This is a genomic window from Maribacter sp. ACAM166, from assembly GCF_005771495.1.
Taxonomy (GTDB): Bacteria; Bacteroidota; Bacteroidia; order Flavobacteriales; family Flavobacteriaceae; genus Maribacter.
Window position 1 is genome coordinate 74,213 of sequence record NZ_VAUW01000015.1, and the last position, 24,128, is coordinate 98,340.

The window sequence follows — 24,128 nt, forward strand, 5'->3', positions numbered from 1 at the left end:
AAATGGAAGTAAAAGTTTATCAAAATAAAGTAAAAGTTGCAGAAGAATTTTCAAAATATTTAATTGAAAAATCGACTATTCAGCAACCATTTCATGTGGCATTATCGGGTGGGAGTACTCCTAAAATTGTATTTGATGTCTTGGCGGATGAATTTTCAAATGATGTTGACTGGAGTTCTATTCATTTATATTGGGGAGACGAACGTTGTGTAGCACCAGATGATGAGGAAAGTAATTATAGGATGACCGTAGAGCATCTTATTTCTAAAGTTACTATACCAGAGGGGAATATTCATCGCATAAAAGGGGAGGATAATCCGAAATCAGAAGCGAAACGTTATGGAAGTTTATTAGATAAACAATTACCTCAAAAATTAGGGTTGCCACAGTTTGATATGGTTATTTTGGGTATGGGCGATGATGGGCATACCGCATCTATTTTCCCTCATGAACTCAATCTATGGGATTCTCCTGATAATTGTGAGGTAGCTATTCACCCAGAATCGGGTCAAAGAAGAGTTTCGCTTACAGGCAGGGTAATTAATAATGCCAAAACGGTGGTCTTCTTGGTTACAGGTGAAAGCAAGGCTGAAAAGATTAAGAGTATTGTGGAAAGGGAAGAAGGATGTTTAGAATATCCTGCAAGTCATGTGTCCCCTAAAACAAAAGACTTAGTTTGGTTTTTAGACGCAGCTGCTGCAAAACAACTCACTTTAAATCAATCTTAATATTCTCGCTTTCTAATTCCTTGACATAGTCGAGGGAATTAAAGGTTTTAGATTCAAATTTAGTATCACGTTCCTGTGCTTCCAATTTCCTGTATTTACTACGTGCAAATCGTCTTACGCCTTGATCATCGGATACAATTAAACCTGGTATAGTAGTATTTTTACCATCAGGACCTTTTGCAACCATAGTAAAGTAAGAAGAATTACAATGTTTTTTTTTACCAGAGGTAATATTTTCAGATTCTACACGAACTCCAACAACCATTGACGTACGGCCGGTATAATTGATACTGGCTTTGAGGGTAACCAATTCTCCAACCTCTATAGGATTTAAGAAATTCACTCTGTTCACGGAAGCTGTAACGCAGTACTGCTGTGAATGCTTCGAAGCACATGCGAAAGCAATTTGATCCATCAAATTTAAAATATGTCCACCATGAACCTTACCGCCAAAATTGGAATGGGAGGGAAGCATTAATTCTGTTATGGAAACCCGTGAATCTTTTACGCCTTTAAATTTTTCCATGTACTTGTTTTTTTCAGATTAAGGAATACTTGTGGTGTACTTAATTTCTAAAATGTGGTGATTGTTCTGCTTCTACTTCAGTGATAAAATATTTAGTATCACCTAACCAAAAGAAGGTTGAGTAGCGTTCAGTATATGTTACCTTTACGTACTGTCCTTGATATTCCTTAAGTTTTTCGATGACATCCTTATCCGTATCCAATACTGAAAATGAGAATATTTGAGCACCAGAGATACCTTGACTAATTTCTCCTTCCCAAGTTTTCGCTATTACGCCTTTGTGGGTTAATTTAATTAACTCTCCAGAACGTACGCCTTCACTAAAAGAGACGAAGTAGATAAAGGCATAATATAATGCTCCAATAGTAATAAGGCCTATAAAAATCAGTGATAGAATCTTTTTCATTTATTTAATTTCTAAGTTAAGGTTAGATGAAAATGTTAAGTCAATAGTAATGAATGTTCAAGGTATTGATGAATCTTTTTTTTAGGCTACTAATTATCTAGTATGCTAAACCGTTTTATCAAGGTATAGTTTATAATTTTAATGTAGACTCTTCTTCAAAATCATCATCTTCCAATTCAAAATCATCATCTTCCAAAGCTCGTTTCAATATAGACTCCGGAATAGTTTTTTTTGCTTTGGCACCCATTTTTTTCAATTTCTCAATACTATGAACAATATTACCGCGACCTTCTACCAATTTATTCATGGCTCCTCGATATTCTACTTTGGCCTCGTCCATTTTTTTACCCACTTTCATTAAGTCGCTTACAAACCCTTCGAACTTGTCATAAAGTGCACCTGCCTGTCGTGCTATTTCAATAGCATTTCGCTGTTGTTTCTCATTATTCCACATACTGTCGATAGTACGTAGCGTAGCGAGAAGCGTAGAAGGTGTAACGATGATAATATTCTGTTCAAATGCTTTAGTATATAACGAACTATCTTGGTTGATGGCGATGGCAAACGCAGGTTCTATGGGAACGAACATTAACACGAAATCTGGACTTTCCATTTCATAAAGGTCTTCATATTTTTTGGCCGATAATTGGTCTACATGCCTTCTTAATGAATTAATGTGGTTTTTTAAGTGTTTGTCCCTAAGTTCTTCATCTGCATTTACATAGCGCTCATAATCGGTTAAAGAAACTTTTGAATCCACTATCATTTTCTTACCGTCAGGTAAATTGATAATAACATCGGGTAGAACGCGACTACCATCGGCTCGCGTGAAACTTTGTTGTACGGTATACTCGCGGTCTTTCTCTAATCCAGATTTTTCCAAGACGCGCTCCAAAACCAATTCGCCCCAATTACCCTGCATTTTACTATCACCTTTTAAGGCTTTTGTCAAATTCTCGGCCTCTTGCGTGATTTTAAGATTTTGGGTCTGCAGGTTTAACAATTGTTCTTTTAAGGCGGAATGAATGCTTATATTTTCTTTCTGACTTTCATCTACCTTCTTCTCAAAAAGCTGAATTTTTTCATTTAATGGCGTAAGAATATCCTTAATATTCTTTTCATTTCGCTCGGTAAACTTTATGCTTTTTTCTTCTAGTATTTTATTGGCTAGATTTTCAAACTCCTTGGTGAATTTTTCCTGTAATTTTTCAACTTCTTCTTTCTGTTCTCGATTCTTATCGTGGAGGTTCTCCATATCGGCTTGAGCTCTCACTATTTTATTGCCAAGTTGCTCTTTTTCTGATTGAAGGATTATACTATGTTGCTCCGTATCTTTCAAACGTTCCTGTAAAACAGATAGATTATTGTGCATTTGTTGCTCTCGCTCTTTTAATGCACTCAGCTGAGATTTTGTTTTTAATTGTTGAATATAATTTCCGAGAAAATAGCCAATAGCAAGGCAAAGGATACCAACAAGGAGATAAATAAAAATTTCGTTCATCATTTATGAAAAGTGGTGTTGTAAAGATACTGGATTGAACTTTAAATTTTAAAAGGGTACCCGGTTTTAATTAATAGCTGTAGCGAATCATTTAATTCGAAGTAGCTACGTTTATTTCTTTATCTTAAAAGACCCGGTAGTAGCATCGAATGAAATCATGTCTGCAGGAAATAAGGTGTCAAAATTATTATTTTCAATGAGTTTACACGGTTCTTCAAACGGATTACTTTGACCATCTAAAATCAGCATTTTATCACATAACTGTATTGCCAATTCTATTTCATGACTGGTAAATAGAATTGTTTTTTTAGTTTTGTGGGCAATAGATTTTAGAAGTTTTAAAATATGGACTTTGTGATACAAATCTAAGTGTGTAGTGGGCTCATCTAAAAGGATTATACTGGTATCTTGAACTAAGGCTCTGGCAATCATTACCCGCTGTAATTGTCCGTCGCTTAATTCATAGCATTTTTTCTCTAAAAATGATTCAAGTTCTAAGATGGAAACACTTTTATTGATAATCGAAACATCTTCAGATGATAATTTCCCTAACCAGTTGGTATACGGCTGTCTGCCTAAAGCCATTAATTCTTTGACTGACATATTCTTTGTAGCAATTGGCTCCGTTAATACCACACTTACCTTTGTAGCCAAATCTAATGTATCGATAGTAGCTAATTCCTTCCCTTCAACTTGTATAGATCCAGATATTTTTGACTGAAAACCAGCTATGGTACGAAGTAAGGTTGATTTACCAATACCATTAACTCCTACAATAGCCGTCAGTTCACCTTTTTTTAGGTCAAATGAAATATCCTTAGCAATGATTTTTTTGTCATATCCAACAGATAATTTATTGATATTAAGTACGCTATTTGAGTTTGTTTTTTTGATGGATTTAAATATTTTAGATTAGAAAATCATTTTCTTTTTACGCACCAATAACCATATGACAACGGGTGCTCCAAAAATACTCGTTATGGCGTTTATAGGTAATACACTCACTGAACCGGGCAATTGGGCTAACGTATCGCAAATCAACATTAAAATGGCACCACAGCACAGTACCGCCGGTATTAGAACCTTATGATCGGTAGTGTGAAAAAGTTGTCGGGTCACATGGGGTACGGCTAAACCGACAAAAGCTATTGGTCCGGCAAATGCGGTAATGCATCCTGCTAAAAGACCTGTTGCTATGATGATTATATAGCGAGATTTTTTTAAATGAACCCCTAAACTCTTGGCATAATTTTCACCAAGTAAAAAAGCATTAAGTGACTTAATAGAGATTATACTTAGTAGTATACCAATAACAGTACAAAGGCATAAAATCAATAATTGCATCCAAGTAAGATTACCTAAACTACCAAAAGACCAATAAACATATTGTTTTAGTTTTTCTGCTTTTGTAAAATAAGAAAGCACACTTACGATAGCCGCGGTAATGCTGCCGAACATTAAACCAATAATTAAAAGTGCCATTGTATCTTTTACTTTTACAGCTACTGTTAGAACGATTAGCAGTACCAGAAAACTCCCTACACTAGATGCAATTGCCAAAGCAATATCATTAAAAGCTGAAAAGGTCATAAATCCAGAGAATAGAGAAGATCCCATAATCAACAAAGCAGCTCCCAAACTTGCTCCAGAACTTATACCTAGTACATAAGGGCCTGCCAGTGGGTTTCTAAACAATGTTTGCATTAAAAGTCCGCTTAGGGAAAGTCCGCTTCCGACAAAAATAGCGGTAAGGGCTTTGGGTATTCTATAATTCCAAATGATGTAGGTGTTTGAAGATTGTTCCGTCACCGAACCGAATATGATGTTCAACGTATCAACAAAGGAGATACTCACAGAACCCAGACTTATGTTTACGATAAAGCATGCGGTTAGGCCAAAGAGCAAAACCAAAAAGTGTATAGCGTATGTGGGCTGTTTCGACAATTAGCGCAATGGTTTAAAGAAGAATGGTTCATGATTGGGTAATAGACCTGGGTGCAAAATATGAATTAAATCTCTCAGTACAAGATCAGGTCTTTGGGGTGCTAATTCATAGTACAAGTTACCACCAGTTTCCCCAAGCGTATTGGCAAACGTGTATACCTGTTTATTTTTGAAAGCTTCGAACTGTAGGTAGTGGTTACTTGAAGATTCCATTTCCTCATAAGATGCAAATTGAGCAGGGCCAATCCAATACTCCGCATGTTTAGCAACGTCTAAAACACTTTCCCAGCCTAAGGATAGACTTCCATTTTCAACAGTACCATTCCATAGGTAATCAGCATTGGCATCTTTCAGAAAATTAGCTGCCCAGCTTTTACCACCCGGTAAATACCAAACATCTTTATAAAGTGCACCACTCAATACGGTAGGTTTTGTTTCTATAGTGGCAGCCAATTTTTTAGCTTCTAGATAAGAATGCTCAATTTTTCTAAAAATAGTATGGGCTTCACTTTCTTTTTCAAAGAATGGAGCAAAAAACTTAACCCATTCAGCCTTTCCCAAAGGAGTTTCTTCGACCCAGTCTCCATTATAAATAACAGGTATTAGTGAACGTTTCAAGGTCTCATAAGCGCTGTTGCTCCCATTTACAGCAAAACCTATAACAAGGTCTGGTTGTAGCGCCAAAACAGCTTCTATATTCAAGCTTTCATTGACGCCCAGGTCCTTTATTTGATCTGCATCAATACGTATTCTTGCTTCTTTTGATGAGATATATTTGGTATCTGGAAAACCAATAAGTTTATTCAGTTCACCCAGTGCTTCCAATGCGGGAATATGGGTGGTTGAGGTTACAACTACATTTTCTATCGGCACTGAAATTATAGCGTCATACTTATTTTTATCCAAGGTTATAGATGCTTGCTTATCTTTTGGAATTAGAGCATATGTAAAAGAATCTTCTGCATTTGGCCATGGAGCTATTATTTTAAGAATAGTCAAACCAGAGTCTTGTTTTTCAATAGAAAAGCCTTTGGCATAGGTTATCGTTGTGTTTTTGGAAATAAAGTCTACCGGTTTACTTTCTTTTTTTTGCTGTTTGCAACCGCATAAAAAAAGTAAGTAACTGATAAAGAGAAGTTGTTTTAGCATCTAAATAATATATCTATTTTTCAAAAGTAGTATTATTAAACTTTACCTAGAAAGATTAAACAAAATGTTTATTTTCGCCGTGAATTTTGGTTTTCACTGCTTTTTACGGTGGAATTAAAAGGGAATCTGGTGTAAATCCGGAACTGTTCCCGCAACTGTATGTTTATGTCAATACTGTTTATCGGCAGATAAATTGTTTTTGATACTTCTTTAACGAAGATGTTATTTTCTTCAAAGCCACTTTGTTACCTGAACCGGTTCAGAAACATGGGAAGGCAAAATAACATAAAACAAGTCAGGAGACCTGCCTTATTCAAACAACAATTGTTAAACTTTCGGGATAAAGGTTTGCGTATGGGTACAGACATACTACGCTCCCGTTTATGAATTTAAACGAATGAAAAATTATTTTTTGTGGTCTACGGTCACTGTATTATTATGCGCTAAAGTAGGTGCGCAACAACAACAAGATTCCCTCAATACCCTGCAATTAGACGAAGTAGTCGTCAGTGATTCACGTTTTGAACTGAAACGCGAAAATTCAGGAAAGACTGTCATTAAGATTGGTCAGAAAGAATTGGAGCAGAATCAAGGTCGCTCCATTGCAGAAATTATCAATACAAAAAGTGGTATTGAAATAAATGGGAGTAGAAGTTATGCCGGCCAGAACTTATCTACCTATGTACGAGGAGGTAATAACCGTCAAGTTTTGGTTGTCATTGATGGAATTCAGGTTTCAGACCCATCTAGTCCTAGTGCAGAATACGACCTTCGATTGCTAAACATTTCTCAAATAGAAAGCATCGAGATTTTAAAAGGAGCAGCAAGCACTCTTTATGGTAATTCGGCAGCAACAGCAGTGATTAATATTACTACAAAACAGGCTAAGAAGGAGGGGCTTTTAATGGATGTACTATCTAGTATGGGCACCAACCAATCTCAAAATAATCAGAATTATAATATCTCTGATTTTTCAAATACGGTAAACCTAATGGCAAAACATGAAAAACTTTCTTTGTTGGCTTCTGGAGGACAGCAATTTACAGACGGACTATCTGCTGCAATCGGCACTGAGGCGGATGCATATTCACGAATTGATGGAAATGTAAAGGTTGGATACCAATTTACTGAACGATTTGAAGTAACTGCTTCTGCATTTTATAATAAATTGAATAGTGATTACGATAACGGATTTCCAATAGAAGATGCTGATTTTCATTTTACCAGTGAACAATCACGTTTTGGTTTGGCTTCTAAATACGGCTATGAAAATGGGAGTATTCATATCAATACAGCGTTCAATCAGATAGATAGGTCTTTTGTTTCGAGTTTTCCGGCAGGCTATAATTCGCAAACTTATGTGTTGGATATTTTTAACAAGTATACTTTTGCTAAAAAACTTCATACCATTATTGGTCTGAATTATATTGATAACCAAACGTTATTTTCAGAAGAACAACATTCAAATACTGTAGATCCCTATTTAAATGTTGTGTATGTTGGTGATAGCGGTATCAATTTAAATACTGGTCTACGTTTAAACAATCATAGTACCTATGGTTCGAACGTTATTTATAATATTAATCCATCGTATCGAGTAGCTATTAATTCTGGATACTTAAAATTTTTAGGTTCATATGCTACCTCTTATATTGCACCCAATTTATCACAACTATACGGACCATTTGGAGCTAATTCAGATTTGAATCCCGAAGAGGATAGAACACTAGAAGGTGGTGTTGAATATAAAATGTCTGATAAGTTCACGATTAATGCGGTCTATTTCAATAGAGTGGAAGATGCACGAATTGAATATGTGACTATTGATCCAGTAACTTTTGAAAGTCAATACCGTAATGCGGAAAGCACCGCTCATTTTAACGGAGTAGAGGTAGGTTTTAGTTCTAAACCTGTTAAAGGTTTAACTTTTGATGCGAACTATACGCTAACGAATTCTAAAGAAGGTTTGGCGTTAAGAGTGCCAAAGAATAAAGTAAATGCAAGTATTGGGTATACTATGGGTACAAAAACATATGTAGGCCTTTCCTATCAATTTGTTTCCGACCGAACCGATACCGATTTTGCCACATTTTCAAATGTAGAATTGGCTAGTTTTAGTTTGGTAAACCTTCAATTGAAACATGAATTCTCCAATAGATTTGGAGCTTTTGTTGGGATTGATAATTTGCTAAACGAAGAGTATACAGAGCTAGTGGATTATACTACTAGAGGAAGGAATGTACGATTAGGATTTAAATTGAGTTTGTAATAAACAAAAAAGGACAGCTGTTTAGCTGTCCTTTTTTTATCTTCTTTTTTAGGTCTAAAATTCCAAATCGTAGACCGTATCATCAATCATTTTACCGTTTATAGGACTTAGCATTTTAGAACTGCTAATTATGTTGATAGGATATTTAACAGTGAAATCACGTTTACCAGTTTGTCCTGTAATAGCTTGTATAGCTCTAGCTAACAAAGGCTCGTTCTGATCTCCTAAAATACCAAGGTTGTCATAATCCTCCTTTAATAGAATATCTGGCTGTAAACCGTTTGTAAAGTCTGAAAAACCTTCTGAATTTTCATTTCTACCAATTAATGGTTGAATCGCCCATTGATTAGTTGGATTGATTTTGTCGACCCTAGTAGGTGTATAGAGGTAAGAGTTGTCACGGTCATCAACCAATGTAGTTGAAAATTCGTTTTTCCCTCGTGTTACATCACCGATTTGGATGACATCGATGTAGGGTTCTAAACTGTTGATCAACAATTCACTTGCCGATGCAGAACTAGAAGTAGTTAAAACATATAATTTGGTAAAACTTAATGAATTAATGTTTTTAGTACCAACTTTATCTGCAAAATAAACTTCTAATTGGCTGTCACTAAATTGCTCTTGAAGCTTATCGTTATATCTTTTTCTCAAAAACACATCGGAGGTATTGGTGCCATAAATCATACTTGCCAATAAGCGAGTAGTATTAACGGATCCACCAGGGTTGTAACGTAAGTCCATCACTAAATTGGTAATTCCAGCAGATTTTAATGCTTCGATTTCGGTATACAATTCGTCATCATATTCATTAGTGAATTGATTGTACATGATATACCCAATATTTTCACCGCTAATTTCAAATGATTTAGAAATCAAAATCGGATTTTCGGCTAATGCTTCTTCTTTAGTAAGAATTACCTCTTTGTCACTTGGAGCCACCGACCCATTAACGAAATCAGCCATGTTCAAAGTATAGGTGTCATTCGCTCCAAAAAGTAAGTTTAAGTAATTATTTAAAGTTAGGGTAATACCATTTACCCCTGTAAATAATTCACCTCGTTGAATATCGGCAGTAGCGGCATTTGAATTTGGAATAATGTAACGCACAACACCAAATACATCATCACTGTCTTGAAAGCGAACGAGTCCAAATTCCAATCCGTTACTTTTTGAAATACCGGCCAATGAGTTCGTCAATTCACGATAATCAGCATTATAAAAGCTAAAACGGTCTTCTATAAACTGTAGTTTATTTTCAAAAAATGCAGCAGGATTGTCTTCTGAATCTAAAAAAGCAGTGTATTCAGCCCTTCCTTCCGTACTATTCATAAACCTATCATCTGCTAAATCATCTACATTAGACTGCCAGAAGTACCAAAAATTCATCGACTTCCACATAAAATCTTGAACTTCTACTTCTGCCGACCCATCTGGGTCAATCGTGTTTGGCAAGGATAAATCATCATCCTTAGCGCACGAAAAAATAATTACGGTAACTACTAATACTAAAATATTCTTCATAAATAAGGAAACTTAAATGTTTACAATTTATTTCTTTTGTACCAGAGGATTATTTGACTTTATCACACTTTTGTTTAATAGAAGTGTTGTATTTATAGGATTATGAAGTTTAGAACTAGAAATTAATCGAGATGGAATTCCAACTTCAAAACTTGTTTTCGCACTAACCCCAGTTATTTCTTGAATCGCACGAGCCAATAAAGGCTCGTCTGCATTACCAAGAATACCTAAGTTTGCAATATCTTCCTCAAGTTCGATATCTGGTACTAAACCACCTGCATAATCAGAAAAGCCAGCACTGTTTTCAACTCTACTAATTATTGGTTGTAATCCCCATTGTACATTTGGATTTATATTTTCTACCCTTTCAGCATCATATACATTGCCTCCTTCTAAATCATCAACAAATAATACAGATCCTTGATTTTTACCTACCGTTGTAGTACCTATATGTACAACATCCATATAGGGTTCTAAACCCACCATGACCAATTCACTTGCAGATGCTGAACCTGAAGTAGCTAGAATATAAACTTGACTTAGATTTAAAGAATTTAAGGCTGCATCAGAGTTACCATTAACAGTGCCTGTGGTATTTACAAAAAAGTTATCTGTATCGCTGCTATCAAAAACGGCTTGTAATTTAGAATTATATATAGTTCTAAAAAGTAAATCATTAGTACTTGTACCGTGAATTAGACTTGCTAATACTGCTGCTGTCGTACCTCTACCACCAAGATTATATCGTAAATCTAATACAAGGTCGGTTACGCCTTGAGACATGAAATCTGCAAAAACGACATTCATAGCATCTTCTGTTCCGGCAACAAATTGATTGTACATAAAATATCCAATTTTTCTATCTCCAGATGTAATTACATTGGTTACCAAAATAGGATCTTCTTGCAAACCTTCAGCTTTTGTTAATGTAACTTCTTTATCGGTTGGGCTTATCGTATTATCTACTATTTCGGCCATGTTTAAGGTGTACGTGTCATTATCACCGAATAAGAGATCTATAAAATTGTCTCGATTTAAATTGGTGCCATTCACACCAATAAATACTTCACCTCTTTTAATATCTTGATTAGAGGCATCAGAATCTTTGATGATATATTCAACATACCCAAAAACATCATCTGTATCTCCGATTAATGAAAGTCCAAATTGTAGACCATTACTTTTAGAAACACCTGCAGAATTATTAACTAGTTCTTTATAGTCTTCATCATAAAATGTAAATCGATCTTCTGAGAAAAGTAATTTATTTTCTAATAGGTCAACCGGATTTGGATTATTAACCAGGTATTCTTCATAAAATATTTGCGTATCAAAACGATCATCCGCTAAATCTGTCACCTCACCTTGCCAAAAGTAATAGCTGTTCAATGTTTGCCAAAAAAAGTTTTGAACTTCAATATCTACTTCAACAGGAACCTCTTCAACAGGAGTTTCAATAACCTCTTCTTCAATTATTGGTTCATCATCATTTTTGTTACAAGAGATTACAATGGTACCTAGGCATAGGAGGGATAGTAAATTTTTTTTCATAGCTTTTTTTTGAATCACTAAATTCATTTACAGCAATAAGTATTCCACTTTTATGAAATAATTTTACTAAAAAAAATGAACTATACTTTAAATACGAATATAATTAGTGTAAGGATGTTAAATTTACTTACAAGACATTTAAATAAAAATTAATTGTAACAAAATTCGTTGAACGTCGTCTTCCTTTTGTAAACATCTTAGCATGGTTACGAACAGCTTTACCAAAATGAAACAAACAGAATTTTTACATATTGTGTTGCCTTTTAAGGATAAGTTGTTCCGAATGGCCAAGAGGTTATTGGTTTCAACAGAGGAAGCCGAAGATGCTACACAAGAAATTCTCATCAAATTATGGTTGAAGAAGCATAAAATGGAGACCTATACTAATGTAGAGGCATTTGCAATGACCATGACAAAGAATTTCTGTTTGGACAGGTTGAAATCTAAACAAGCAGGAAACTTAAAATTGGTGCACAGTAATTATACAGATTCGAACACCTCGTTGCAGAATGCATTAGAAGCTAAGGATAGTATAAGTTGGGTCGAACGTATAATGGCAGAATTACCAGAACAACAAAAAATGGTCTTGCAATTGCGTGATGTAGAGCAATATGAATATGAAGAGATAGAAGAATTATTGGATATGAAACCTACAGCCATACGAGTCACATTGTCAAGGGCACGAAAAACTGTACGGGAAAAATTAATGGAAAAGCATAATTATGGAATTGTATAATATAGAAAAATTATTGGATAAATATTTTGAGGCCACCACTACGGTTGCCGAAGAAGAAACACTTAGGGCATATTTCTTAAAAGAAGATGTTGCACCACATTTAGAGCAACATGCACCTTTGTTTAATTATTTCACCGAAGCAAAAGAAGAGCGCTTTACGAAGCAGGTCCCCTTAAAACCAAGAAAAAATTATTTAAAGTGGGTTTCCGTTGCAGCAGTCGCAGTTTTCATAGTCGGTTTTTATTTTTACCCTCCAGTTCCAACTCCTGTTACTTTAGCAGACGAGTATACACAGGAAGAGATTGAGTCTGCACAAGAGGCCTTTGCCTTATTAGCAATGAATTTTAACAAAGGGACAGAACAACTGTACCATTTAGAAGAATTTGAAAAAACGACAAATAAATTTTTAATTAAAAAATAGTTACAATGAAAAAGATATTGATAGTAGTTCTGTTAGTGTTAGCTCCCATGCTTACAAAAGCTCAAGATATTTTCGATAAATACGAGGATAATGATAAAGTTACTTTTGTTGCTATGCAGCCTAAGATGTTTCAAATGTTGGGTAAAATGAGCGTAAGTTCAGATGACCCAGAAGCCAAAGAGTTTTTTGAACTAGTGAACTCTATTACCAGTTTCAAGGTTATAACGACAGACGATGCAAGTATTTCTAAAGATGTAGATAGCTGGGTGACAAACCGTTTAAAAAACTCCTCTTTTGAAGAGTTAATGCGGGTGCGTGACGGTAGTTCAAATGTAAAATTTTATGTAAAAGAAGGGAAAGACAGCGATCATGTCAAAGAGCTTTTAATGTTCGTAACCGGCATAAAGGATATAGACATTAATGGTAAGAAACTTGAAACAGTTTTATTGTCCTTGACAGGCGACATAAATTTACGTTCTGTTTCTAAATTGACGGATAAAATGGATCTACCAGGAGGTAATCAATTAGGGAAAGCATCAAAAAAGGGGAATTAAATAAGGTTCAATTTGCGATAACCCCTAATTTTTTATCGCTATTGAAAACATCAATTCATCAATCACCTAAGCTGTATAAAACAGTAGCGGTATTAAAAACAACAATCATGAAAAAAGTAGCAGTAGTAATTTTAATGGCAATTTTACCCATATTGGGTTTTTCACAGTCTGTATTTGATAAGTATGAAAATATGGATAATGTAGGGTCTGTAATTGTAAACAAGGGAATGATCGATTTAGTCTCCAAATTAGGAGGTATGAGCGACGATGCAGAAGCCAGGGAATTTATGGAGGTTGCAAGCGGACTTAAAAATGTAAAAGTGTTTATGACCGAAGATGCATCGGTTTCCGCAGATATGTCGGCCACCGTTAAGAAGTACCTTAAATCCTCTAAATTAGAAGAATTAATGCGCGTAAAGGACAAAGATGTAAACGTAAAGTTTTACATAAGGGACGGCTCAAAAAAGGACCATGTGACGGAATTGTTAATGTTTGTTTCTGGATTGGATAATGTTGAAATGGGTGATCATGGTAGAAAACTTGAAACCGTTTTGGTTAGCCTAACCGGTGATATCGATTTAAATAAAATTGGTTCGATTACCAATAAAATGGATTTACCAAAAGAGTTGAACAGAGCAGGAGGGAAGTAATTAATTTTTAAAAGAGCGTCTTCCTTAAGTTAGGGAAGACCCTTTTTTATTTAAAAATAGGACAATGAAAAATATATATTGGATTATCGTTTTAATAATGGTTTTTACTATTTCTTCTTGTTCCTCTGAGCCAAGTCTTCAGCAATATTATATTTCTAGTGCAGAGAATCCGAATTTTATGTCTTTTGATTTACCCTCCAGTCTTTTGAATATAGAAAAGGTAGACTTGAGTGAAACTCAAAAAAAGGCAGCATCCTCACTTAAGAAATTAAATATTTTAGCGTTTCAAAAAAGTAATGATAATACTGCTGATTATGAAGTACAAAAGGTTGCTATTAGGTCTATTCTGAAAAGTTCTGATTTTAGTGAACTAATGAAGATGAATACGCAGTTTGGAAAAGCAACCATTCAGCTAAAAGGGGATGACGATACTATTGATGAAATTGTCATCTACGGAGATAATGATGAAAAGGGTTTAATACTGATACGTGTTCTAGGCGATGATATGAACCCGGCAAGTTTTGTACAACTGATGCAGGCTATGGAAAAATCAGATTTTGACGTGGAAGGTCTAGAGCAACTTGGTAATTTAATAAAAGGCTAGTTTTTTAAACGTATTTGATACAGCCTGTTACAACTATGTAACGGGCTTTTTATTTTGTTTATAGTGTTGTTGATTAAGGTTTTGACCTTAAAAGAAGCAAAGAAGTAGTATTCGAAATATTGATGTAAAACCTAAAAGTATTATAAAATACAGCCACTTCCGTTAATGCTTATGAATTGGTAGATAGTTCTAAAAACCTTGTTGTACGCACTTTCTGTAGACCAGAACAGTAATAATGATGTTTATTTTGCAACTGTAGAAGTATACTGTTTTGTATATCCTTATTTCAGGACAAGACAGACACTAAAATAAAAACCCGCTGTAATTTTCCAGCGGGTTTTTATTAATTATTTAGAGGGTGACTCTTTTACTATTTGTAGATTATTCTTTCCAAAATCTAAAGTTCGAATTGGGAACGGAATATTAATATCACGTTCATCAAAGTGTTTCTTAATAAGTTTGATGGCCTTATGTCTAGAAGCGTGTTCTTGTTTTACATTCACACAGTCGGCCCAAAACCGTACCATAAAGTTTATAGAACTATCGCCAAATTCTGTAAAAAAAAACTCTACCGTTTCACCATCATTCTGTTCAAAATTATCAGCGATTACTTTTACAGTTAAATCTTCGACCATTTGTAAGTCACTTTCATACCCTACACCACAGTTAACAAATATTCTATTCCTTTTATTCATGGAGTAATTGGTGAAAGAACCATCAATAAATTTCGAGTTAGGAATTACCACAATATTGTTGTCGGGTTTTTTTAGAATTATATTTCGTAAACTAATTTCTGTTACAAAACCAGAAACTCCATCAGCAGAAATAAAGTCATTTATCTTAAGTTGCGGCATAAAGGATAGAATAAGTCCGCCGAAAGTATTGCTCAACGTCCCTTGAAGTGCCAGTCCAATGGCCAAACCAACAACCCCAGCACCTGCTAAAATGCTTGTGAGTACTTTGTCTAGGTCTAAGACCCCAAGTGCAATAAAAAACCCTATTAAAATAATGATAACAAAGACAACTTTTGCTATAATTTCTTGAATAGAGACTTGAGCTATTTTTCTAAGAACGGTTCGTTTTAATACTTTGCGTATACCCTTTGCTAAAAAGTAAAATAGGAACATGACCAAAATCGCCATGATGAAATTTGGCAATTTTAAAATAATGGCATCTAACCACCCCTCTAACTTATCCCAAAGATTTCCAACGGATTCTTCAACTGAGAAATTTGCTTGCATGAAATTTTAGTTTTGTATTAGTGAATAATATAGCTATTACCAACCAAAAATTAAAATTTAAAGAACTCTAAAATGCGTAGACCAAGTAAATGAACTAAATAAAAGTTTAAATGAAACCAAAGAGGCTTAAATCCCCGTATAATTGCTAGGTGATATTTGTTTAAGTTCTTTTTTAATAACATCAGATACTTCTAGAGTGTCAATAAAATCAGCAATTGAATTCTTGTTGATTTTCTCGTTAGTTCGTGTAAGACCCTTTAACGCTTCGTATGGATTTGGATATCCTTCTCGTCTCAGTATCGTTTGTATAGCCTCGGCTACAACAGCCCAATTGTTCTCTAAATCTTGTTCGAACTTAGCCTTATTCAGCAATAACTTGTTCAAACCTTTTAACGTAGATTGGAAGGCAATAATAGTATGCGCAAAAGGTACACCTACATTTCGAAGAACCGTACTATCGGTAAGATCGCGTTGTAGTCTCGAAACGGGTAATTTTGCAGATAAATGCTCAAAAATGGCATTGGCAATACCTAGGTTACCCTCAGAGTTTTCAAAATCTATAGGATTCACTTTATGTGGCATAGCCGATGAACCAACTTCACCCTCTTTTATTTTTTGCTTGAAATATTCCATAGAGACATACGTCCAGAAATCACGGTCTAGATCTAATACAATCGTATTGATGCGTTTGAGACCATCAAAAAGAGCTGCCATATGGTCGTAATGTTCTATTTGCGTGGTCGGAAAAGAATGTTGAAGTCCTAATTTTTCTTGTACAAAATTCTGGCCGAATGCTCTCCAGTCGATAGAAGGGTAGGCAACCACGTGAGCGTTAAAATTTCCTGTTGCACCACCAAATTTCGCAGCGCTAGGGATATCGTTCAATAGATTGAACTGTTCTTTTAACCGAACGACGTAAACCATTATTTCTTTGCCCAATCGGGTAGGGGATGCAGGCTGACCATGCGTTCTTGCTAACATTGGTATAGCTGCCCAATCTTCTGCAAGAACACTTAATTTTTCAAGTAATTCGAAATAGTGCGGTACATATACCTCATTCATAGCTTCCTTAATAGAAAGTGGAATCGCAGTATTATTTATGTCTTGTGAGGTTAACCCGAAGTGGATAAACTCCTTAAATTTTGATAAGCCTAATGTGTCAAACGCCTTTTTAATAAAATATTCAACCGCCTTTACATCATGATTGGTTGTTCTTTCAATCTCCTTAATTTCTTGCGCATCGGCTGTAGAAAAATCAATATAGATTTTACGTAGCGTTTCAAATTTAGAAGTGTCAAATGAAGTTAGTTGTGGCAAAGGAATCTCGCATAGTGCAATAAAATACTCTATTTCTACTCGTACCCTATATTTTATTAAGGCTTCTTCAGAAAAAAATGGTGCCAAAGAATTGGTCTTTGATCTATAGCGACCGTCAATTGGAGAAATGGCATTTAATGCGTTAAGAGACATAATGAATTGGTTGAATTAATAATCGGCAAATATACCTATTCGCACCATAGTTTAAAACACTAAAAGCTAGAAGTTGCAGCCATTCAATGTTAATCGAAGAAAGGTAGCCTACGTTTTATCGTATTTGGTTTTAATTTTCTCAAGAGACTTTAAAGTAATTCTAGCATGTGCCTTATAAGCAGCGCTTCCGCTTTTATAATTCTGTTTTAAAATTTGTTGTAATTCTAGATGTATCCATGCATTTTTTTCTACCAAGTACTAAGAGTATGGTCATTGCATATGCTTTCGGGGCAACTTTATGTTCTCCAATTAACCAATCAAAAGCAGCCTCGGTAATAGCGTTTAAATGAGTATCAGAATGTATTTTTTTTGAGTTAAGTGATTTTTTCGAGTATTGGTATTGAACCAAAAGTTGACAAATTTTGGATGCCGGTCTAATCGATGATTCCAAAGTTAAGCTAGGTAAAGAGAGAATGAATGCATCAATATTTTGTAGAATAGGTTGTACTTCTTTTTTGGTAATGAATTCTAATACCCTACACGCTTTACAGGAAATTGGGTATGCATCTTCTTTGATAATGGCTATCAATATCGGAATTAGGTGTGGCTGCTCTTCAATTTTAGTTGCCAGTGTATTCTGTTTTTCTCTCGAAGCATTTACGTGATTCAATGCTTCACAGAGCTCATCCTTGGTCATAAAACTGTATCTTTATTTCATATTTCCCCCAAATATGAAATTACTAAAAAAAATTAGCCTAGGTGTGGTTTTAGTATTCGTAGCCATGCAATTTTACAGTCCTACAAAGAACATTTCTCCTGGTAACCATACGAAAACCTTTATCATAGAAACTAATCCTTCGCCAGAGCTTAAAGCAGTGTTCGAAACTTCTTGTTATGATTGCCATAGTAATAGTACAACCTATCCCTGGTACAATAATGTAGCACCAATTTCATATTGGATTGCCAGCCACGTAAAAGAAGGAAAGGAACATTTGAATTTTTCTGAATGGGAAACGTATTCCATAGATAAAAAAGACCACCTCCTAGAAGAATTGGAAGAAGAGGTTGTTGCGGCCAAAATGCCCTTGACGGAATATACATATCTACATGGTAATGCCAAACTATCTAACGAAGAAGTTAGTGCCCTTGTTGAATGGGTAACGCAAACCAGAATTATTTACCAATTAGGGAAGCTACCAAAGTAGGAACACCTGCTACCGCGTTTTCTGAAATAATGGTTAAATTACGATTTGCTGCACTGGTTATCGCTGGTTTTGGGTCGATGAAGTAAATAGGAATATCAACTTTGGCAAAATCAATCAAACTTGCAGCAGGATAAACTTGCATCGAAGTGCCTATAATAATCAAAAGGTCTGCCTTCTCTGTAATCGCTATAGCGTCTTCTAAAAGTGGTACTGCTTCACCGAACCAAACGATATGCGGTCTAAGTTGAAATCCGTTTTGACATACGTCTCCAACAAAAATATCATTTCTACATTCAATAATAGCGTCAATCGCACCTGTACTTCGAGCCTTTAATAATTCGCCATGTAAATGAAGCACTTTAGAGCTACCTGCCCGCTCATGTAAGTCGTCTACATTCTGAGTTATGACAGTTACATTAAAGTGATTCTCGAGTTCTATCAGCGCTATATGCGCTAGGTTGGGACGAACACTTACTAATTGTTTTCTGCGTTGATTGTAAAATTCCAACACCAATTCTGGATTCTTTTGAAAACCTTCAGGGGTAGCAACCTCCATAACATCGTGTCCTTCCCAGAGACCATTGGCATCTCGAAATGTTTTTAATCCGCTTTCCGCTGACATTCCAGCTCCGGTCAATACGACAATGTTCTTCATAACTAAATTCAATTCACCCTAAAAATATACTTTTCTTATCTTGGCGGCATGATAGATGAGCAGCTTTTAGCGTATTTGGAGCAATTTATTTCGAAAGAAAGAATAAAACGGTTTACTGAAATTTTAAGTCATCGAACCAATTTTATTACTGTTGCTGTCGAAGATGTTTTTCAAATGCATAATACAAGTGCAGTTATACGTAGTTGTGAATCATTTGGTATACAGCAGGCGCATTTGATAGAAGGTACGTATGGCCAACGTTTAGATGAGGAAATTGCTATGGGAGCTCAAAAATGGGTAGATGTCAAAAGATATAAAAATTCAAAAGAAGTAATAGAGGTGTTAAGAAATAAGGGATATAAAATTGTAGCCACAAGTCCGCATGCCGATAGTTCTTTATTGCAAGATTTTGAATTAGACGGTAAAATGGCATTGTTTTTTGGTACTGAAAATAAGGGACTAAGCGATTACGTGCTTGAGCATTCAGATGCCTTTCTAAAAATACCCATGGTGGGCTTTACAGAAAGCTTAAATATTTCGGTTTCCGCTGCTATTTTGCTCCAAGATTTAACAACAAAATTAAAAAAATCTGATTTTGATTGGAGATTAACACCAGAAGAAAAGTTAGAAAAACGGTTAGATTGGACAAAAAAATCCATAAAAAGCATTGATGCTATTCTAATAAGGTATCATACGAACAATTAATGTTTCCTTGTTTTATTTACCGCTACTTACCTCATAGCTATACAGCTATATTTTTTAAACCTACACCTCTAAATAGTAAGGTCTGTTTCTTTATTCGATTTCTTTTGGTCGATTACGGCAACCCGTAATGTTATAAAGTAATAGTAGCATAATTTTAGGTTTTAATATAAATTTTACAAATTAAAAACCCACTGTTATTATGAAACGAATAAACTACCTACTAGTAATTTTATCACTTACAATTATCAATTTTAGCTGCGACAAGTTTACATCAGAAGAATTTGATGAAGTAAACGGAAATGTTGACACCAAACTCATGAGTTCAATATCCGTTTTATCTGCCCAAAGTTCTGATGAAAACGCAAAAATTATATTTTCCTATAACACGGACAATAAATTGACGACCATATTTGATGGTTCAAACACCACAATTTTCTCGTATGAAGAAGGAAGTTTAAGCAATGTAACCGGGCAAAGTGGTAATGGAAATATAGAAGAATTATATCAATCTCCCTATAATGCTTTTGAGGATGGTCAAGTTGAAGAATATGATAACAACGGAAACCCGTCTGTATTAAAGTTTCTAGAATACGATTACAACCGTACGACTAGAGATTATGAAGTGGTGTATTACACAGCAGAAATCTCCTATGATAATAAACCGAACCCTTTTTACAAAACTGCTGAAGCAGCCGGTTTAATTTCAGTAATGGATAAGATACGATTGAACTTTGCTGCGGCTCTACAACCTGAAGAAATTGTTAAGGCCAAAGTGTTATTCCCTAATAACAATCTATCTCAAATTACATATAAGAATGAAGATGGAGAAGTAGAACACTCCATTAACTTGGCGTATACCTATGATGGTGACTATCCTACCTCTGCTACTGTTACGTCTATCTCTGCTGTAGGGGGAAACACGTATTCGTATAACACGACGTTTTCTTATGTAGGCAATTAAGAAAAGGTACTGTTGACAAGGGTGCTTTTAGAAATTTATTAAAGCCTATTAAAGGCAGTTTAACGACTGCCTTTTTTTATTTTTAGGCTTAAATCAATAGCGTAGATGTTTGAAAACACCTTTAAAAATATAGACGACCTTTTATATAAAGATGCTGGCGCTAAACCCAAATTGGGGCAATTCAAACGATACGAGACTCTTTTCTACGGTTTCAGAGTATGCGTTATAGTGACATGGAAATATAGTAAACGATTTTATAAGTAGATGAAATTTAACCCAAGCAAACATAATATATAGGTTCTTCAAATTATCGCCTTAAGAGATGTTTTCAATACTCTTTTTTAGAACCGTTTCGTTTTAATTAACAGCGCTATGCTTAACAGGTAATGAAATTGAAACAGGGTTTTGTTTTGTTGGTAATTAGCATTAAATCAATTAATTGAATAGGAATTACCTCTACTATTTTTTGATTATTTTGATTTTGTTTTGTGTTGTTAACCCGTCTATAAAAACAATATAAATTCCTTTTGATATATTTCCAAGGTCTATAAGAACTGTTCTTTCTATAGAAACATTATAGCTATTACGTAATACTATTGAACCCATAACTGTGCTAACAGTAATACCTACTTTATGTGCATTTCCAGGAACATATAACGTTAACATTCGGTCTGTAGGATTTGGATAAGCAATAGCTATGCCTGTAGCTGTTGGCGAATCATTTTCATTAAAATCATCATCGGTATCTGCATTGTTTCCGGTTCCATCGTCATCGGTATCCTCATCTGGGTCTAATGGAAAATCATCTTCAGTATCTGGGGTACCGTCATTATCATCATCGGTATCTGCATTATCTCCGGTTCCATCACCATCCGTATCGGTATCCTCATCTGGGTCTAATGGAAAATCATCTTCAGTATCTGGGGTACCGTCATTATCATCATCGGTATCTGCATTATCTCCGGTTCCATCACCATCCGTATCGGTATCCTCACCTGGGTCTAATGGAAAATCATCTTCTGTATCTGGTGTTCCATCATTATCATCATCGGTATCTGCATTGTCTCCGGTTCCATCACCATCCGTATCGGTATTCTCATCTGGGTCTAATGGAAAATCATCTTCAGTATCTGGGGTACCGTCATTGTCATCATCGATATCTGCATTATCTCCGGTTCCATCACCATCGGTATCGGTATCCTCATTTTCATCTAATGGAAAATCATCTTCTGTATCTGCTGTTCCATCATTATCATCATCGATATCTGCATTATCTCCTATTCCATCGCCATCGGTATCGGTATCCTCATTTTCATCTAATGGAAAATCATCTTCAGTATCTGGAGTACCATCATTGTCGTCATTGGTATCTGTATTGTCTCCGGTTCCATCACCATCCGTATCGGTATCCTCATCTGGGTCTAATGGAAAATCATCTTCGGTATCAAGTGTGCCGTCATTGTCATCATCGGTATCGGCACAATCTGGTCTATTATCGTCATCTAAATCCGCAGATAGGCTTGCCGAATCTAATGGGTCACTGCCACAATCCGTTTCATCAAGATCACTTTGTTCATCACCATCATCATCGGTATCTGCATTGTCTCCTATTCCATCACCATCGGTATCAGTATCCTCATCTAAATCTAAAGGAAAATCATCTTCTGTATCTGGAGTATCATCATCATCATCATCGGTATCGGCATTGTCTCCGGTTCCATCACCATCCGTATCGGTATCCTCATCTGAATCTGAAGGAAAATCATCTTCAAAATCGGGAGTCCCATCATCATCGGCATCGGGGTCAAATAATATGTTTAAGGAAAAAGTAAAGGGTGTTGCGTCTCCAGAATTTAGTATGTTCGAAGCATCCCCTCCTGTAAATGCGGCATCAGTGAAACTAAAACTAATTTCTGATACACTGTCAGCGCGCTCGTTACTTGCCGCATTACCATCAAAAGCGAGTTGTATCGTATTTATATCGACAATGGTAAAAGTAGGTATAAGGCCGCTGGGCAGGTTTGTGAGACTTACTTGGTCAGGAGTTAAAAACCCACTTCCTAGGTCAGCAAAGGTGTCATCATTAAGTGTTATCTGCAGCGGGTCTGTTGCTTCAACGGTACCAGTATTGCTTGTTATCTCGATGTAAGAAACCACTACATTTGGAATATGGTATTCTACTACAGCATCGCCGTTAGAACCAAGAACAAATAATTTAGAGCCCATAGCGTCAAATTCTATGCTTTGTGCAAAAGTCTCTTCATCTCCAACATAGAGGTCTTCAGCTGACCCCGCATATGTTGCCGAAGTAATATCAAAAGCAGTGCTCAGGTTACAAACTAAAATGAGGCCTGGCCTAAAACTATCTAGTACAAAAATCTTTGTTCCATTTGGATTAAAAGTAAACCCCTGTGCGAATGTACCACGGTGTTCTCTAAACGAATCACTTTGCACAGAGAATACAGCTGTGGAGATATCAAAGGCAATCCACAGATTATACACTACAATGGTCCCATTAGTATACAAAATAAACATTTTGGTACCATCTAGATTAAATAAAATATCTACAGGAGAGCTATTATAAGTACTAAGATCTTTAGTAGACCCTGTGGTATTTATAGTGGTAATATCGAAAGGGATAGCCAATGTATATTCAAAAACAAGCTTACTAGAGGAGAGTATAAAAAGTTTTGTACCACTTTTATTAAAGCTTAATCCTTGAATCCTCCAATATGAATTCCTAGAATCTCGAAATGTATTCCCTGATACAACTGCGGTAGATACATCATATGGGGTACTCAATAGATATTCTAACAACCATCTACGGTTTAATCCAATTGCAAACATTTTAGTTCCATCCGGATTAAAAACAAAATCTTGAGGTTCTTCATCTAATGATGTTAAGGAGAACTCTTCTCCAGCTCCAGCGTAGATAGCGGACGAGACATTGTATGCATTTCCGTAGGTTAGTTGTGATTGTGCTTTTAGCGAAATTGATATAACGAATACAAATAAGACCGTTAGTAAATAGGTGTTACTTCTTTTTAAGAAGTGGTAAGTGTTGGTTTTCATGGGCACTGGTTCGGGACCTTTGTTATCTGGCAGTAAATAACAAAAAAAATAAGAATTTACCTACATTATGTTGTAATGTTGAAAACAGTTGTGGTAGTAAGGTTAAAAACTGTGGTACGTTAAATTAATAACCTGAGTTCGATTAATAATATTTGATTATTATGCAACAAAAAAGATAGATTTTCAGTAAATTAAAGTGTTGAAATTCAATTCATTAATCTAAAAATCTATCTATGGTAATCTACTCTAAAGTTAC

General features: G+C 35.4%; 23 protein-coding genes and 1 riboswitch. Of the genes, 10 read left to right on the forward strand and 13 right to left on the reverse strand.

Annotated features, from left to right (window positions below; genetic code table 11):
* Positions 1-2: 2 nt before the first annotated feature.
* Positions 3-728, forward strand: a complete 726-nt coding sequence (gene pgl, locus ES765_RS11890; RefSeq protein ID WP_138114543.1) for a 6-phosphogluconolactonase — start codon at positions 3-5, stop codon at positions 726-728.
* Here the strand turns inward: pgl and ES765_RS11895 are convergent.
* From ES765_RS11895 to ES765_RS11920, 6 genes are all read right to left on the reverse strand, one after another.
* The gene (locus ES765_RS11895; RefSeq protein WP_138114544.1) at positions 709-1,254 is read right to left on the reverse strand and encodes an acyl-CoA thioesterase; all 546 of its coding nucleotides are present in this window, start codon (positions 1,252-1,254) and stop codon (positions 709-711) included. The genes pgl and ES765_RS11895 overlap by 20 nt on opposite strands.
* A gap of 40 nt (positions 1,255-1,294) precedes the next feature.
* On the reverse strand, positions 1,295-1,660 hold the full coding sequence (locus tag ES765_RS11900) for a 6-phosphogluconate dehydrogenase (protein ID WP_138114545.1): 366 nt from the start codon (positions 1,658-1,660) through the stop codon (positions 1,295-1,297).
* Between the two features lie 130 nt (positions 1,661-1,790).
* Positions 1,791-3,161: a DNA recombination protein RmuC gene (rmuC, locus tag ES765_RS11905; protein ID WP_138114566.1), complete on the reverse strand. Its 1,371-nt coding sequence runs from the start codon at positions 3,159-3,161 to the stop codon at positions 1,791-1,793.
* Between the two features lie 111 nt (positions 3,162-3,272).
* Positions 3,273-4,067 (reverse strand): ABC transporter ATP-binding protein, encoded by a 795-nt coding sequence (locus ES765_RS11910; RefSeq protein ID WP_138114546.1) that lies wholly within the window; start codon positions 4,065-4,067, stop codon positions 3,273-3,275.
* Positions 4,068-4,073: 6 nt separating this feature from the next.
* Positions 4,074-5,105, reverse strand: coding sequence for a FecCD family ABC transporter permease (locus ES765_RS11915; protein WP_138114547.1), 1,032 nt, complete (start codon positions 5,103-5,105; stop codon positions 4,074-4,076).
* Positions 5,106-6,254: an ABC transporter substrate-binding protein gene (locus ES765_RS11920; protein WP_138114548.1), complete on the reverse strand. Its 1,149-nt coding sequence runs from the start codon at positions 6,252-6,254 to the stop codon at positions 5,106-5,108.
* Between the two features lie 70 nt (positions 6,255-6,324).
* Positions 6,325-6,581, forward strand: a riboswitch (cobalamin riboswitch).
* Between the two features lie 70 nt (positions 6,582-6,651).
* Here ES765_RS11920 and ES765_RS11925 point away from each other — a divergent pair.
* Complete coding sequence (locus tag ES765_RS11925) at positions 6,652-8,523, forward strand: TonB-dependent receptor plug domain-containing protein (protein ID WP_138114549.1); 1,872 nt, start codon at positions 6,652-6,654, stop codon at positions 8,521-8,523.
* 54 nt (positions 8,524-8,577) lie between these two features.
* Here the strand turns inward: ES765_RS11925 and ES765_RS11930 are convergent, their stop codons facing one another.
* On the reverse strand, positions 8,578-10,047 hold the full coding sequence (locus ES765_RS11930; RefSeq protein ID WP_138114550.1) for a S41 family peptidase: 1,470 nt from the start codon (positions 10,045-10,047) through the stop codon (positions 8,578-8,580).
* Between the two features lie 27 nt (positions 10,048-10,074).
* Positions 10,075-11,598 (reverse strand): S41 family peptidase, encoded by a 1,524-nt coding sequence (locus tag ES765_RS11935; RefSeq protein ID WP_138114551.1) that lies wholly within the window; start codon positions 11,596-11,598, stop codon positions 10,075-10,077.
* Positions 11,599-11,824: 226 nt separating this feature from the next.
* On the opposite strand from ES765_RS11935, the gene ES765_RS11940 reads away from it, so the two are divergent.
* The 5 genes from ES765_RS11940 (at position 11,825) to ES765_RS11960 (ending at position 14,563) form a co-directional block, all read left to right on the forward strand.
* Positions 11,825-12,334 (forward strand): RNA polymerase sigma factor, encoded by a 510-nt coding sequence (locus ES765_RS11940; RefSeq protein WP_138114552.1) that lies wholly within the window; start codon positions 11,825-11,827, stop codon positions 12,332-12,334.
* Entirely contained in the window at positions 12,321-12,755 is a 435-nt protein-coding gene (locus ES765_RS11945; RefSeq protein WP_138114553.1) for a hypothetical protein, read from the forward strand. Before ES765_RS11940 ends, ES765_RS11945 begins: the two co-directional genes overlap by 14 nt.
* 5 nt (positions 12,756-12,760) lie before the next feature.
* On the forward strand, positions 12,761-13,309 hold the full coding sequence (locus ES765_RS11950) for a DUF4252 domain-containing protein (protein ID WP_138114554.1): 549 nt from the start codon (positions 12,761-12,763) through the stop codon (positions 13,307-13,309).
* A 107-nt stretch (positions 13,310-13,416) separates the two neighbouring features.
* Positions 13,417-13,959, forward strand: a complete 543-nt coding sequence (locus ES765_RS11955; protein ID WP_138114555.1) for a DUF4252 domain-containing protein — start codon at positions 13,417-13,419, stop codon at positions 13,957-13,959.
* Between the two features lie 64 nt (positions 13,960-14,023).
* Positions 14,024-14,563, forward strand: coding sequence for a DUF4252 domain-containing protein (locus ES765_RS11960; RefSeq protein WP_138114556.1), 540 nt, complete (start codon positions 14,024-14,026; stop codon positions 14,561-14,563).
* A 347-nt stretch (positions 14,564-14,910) separates the two neighbouring features.
* Here the strand turns inward: ES765_RS11960 and ES765_RS11965 are convergent, their stop codons facing one another.
* The 3 genes from ES765_RS11965 to ES765_RS11975 all read right to left on the reverse strand — a co-directional run bounded on the left by ES765_RS11965 (position 14,911) and on the right by ES765_RS11975 (position 17,971).
* Positions 14,911-15,804, reverse strand: a complete 894-nt coding sequence (locus ES765_RS11965) for a mechanosensitive ion channel family protein (protein WP_138114557.1) — start codon at positions 15,802-15,804, stop codon at positions 14,911-14,913.
* Between the two features lie 126 nt (positions 15,805-15,930).
* Positions 15,931-17,274, reverse strand: a complete 1,344-nt coding sequence (gene purB / locus ES765_RS11970) for an adenylosuccinate lyase (protein ID WP_138114558.1) — start codon at positions 17,272-17,274, stop codon at positions 15,931-15,933.
* A gap of 193 nt (positions 17,275-17,467) precedes the next feature.
* A complete protein-coding gene (locus tag ES765_RS11975) occupies positions 17,468-17,971 on the reverse strand; it encodes an adenylosuccinate lyase (RefSeq protein WP_138114559.1) in 504 nt (167 codons plus the stop codon).
* Between the two features lie 34 nt (positions 17,972-18,005).
* Between ES765_RS11975 and ES765_RS11980 the strand changes: the two genes are divergently transcribed.
* The gene (locus ES765_RS11980) at positions 18,006-18,479 is read left to right on the forward strand and encodes a heme-binding domain-containing protein (protein WP_138114560.1); all 474 of its coding nucleotides are present in this window, start codon (positions 18,006-18,008) and stop codon (positions 18,477-18,479) included.
* Here the strand turns inward: ES765_RS11980 and ES765_RS11985 are convergent.
* A complete protein-coding gene (locus ES765_RS11985) occupies positions 18,448-19,134 on the reverse strand; it encodes an SIR2 family NAD-dependent protein deacylase (protein WP_138114561.1) in 687 nt (228 codons plus the stop codon). The genes ES765_RS11980 and ES765_RS11985 overlap by 32 nt on opposite strands.
* Positions 19,135-19,182: 48 nt before the next feature.
* Here ES765_RS11985 and ES765_RS11990 point away from each other — a divergent pair, with 48 nt between their 5' ends.
* A complete protein-coding gene (locus tag ES765_RS11990) occupies positions 19,183-19,839 on the forward strand; it encodes a TrmH family RNA methyltransferase (RefSeq protein ID WP_138114562.1) in 657 nt (218 codons plus the stop codon).
* A gap of 199 nt (positions 19,840-20,038) precedes the next feature.
* Positions 20,039-20,800 (forward strand): hypothetical protein, encoded by a 762-nt coding sequence (locus tag ES765_RS11995; protein ID WP_138114563.1) that lies wholly within the window; start codon positions 20,039-20,041, stop codon positions 20,798-20,800.
* Positions 20,801-21,259: 459 nt separating this feature from the next.
* Here the strand turns inward: ES765_RS11995 and ES765_RS12000 are convergent, their stop codons facing one another.
* Entirely contained in the window at positions 21,260-23,872 is a 2,613-nt protein-coding gene (locus ES765_RS12000; RefSeq protein WP_138114564.1) for a T9SS type A sorting domain-containing protein, read from the reverse strand.
* Positions 23,873-24,128: the final 256 nt, after the last annotated feature.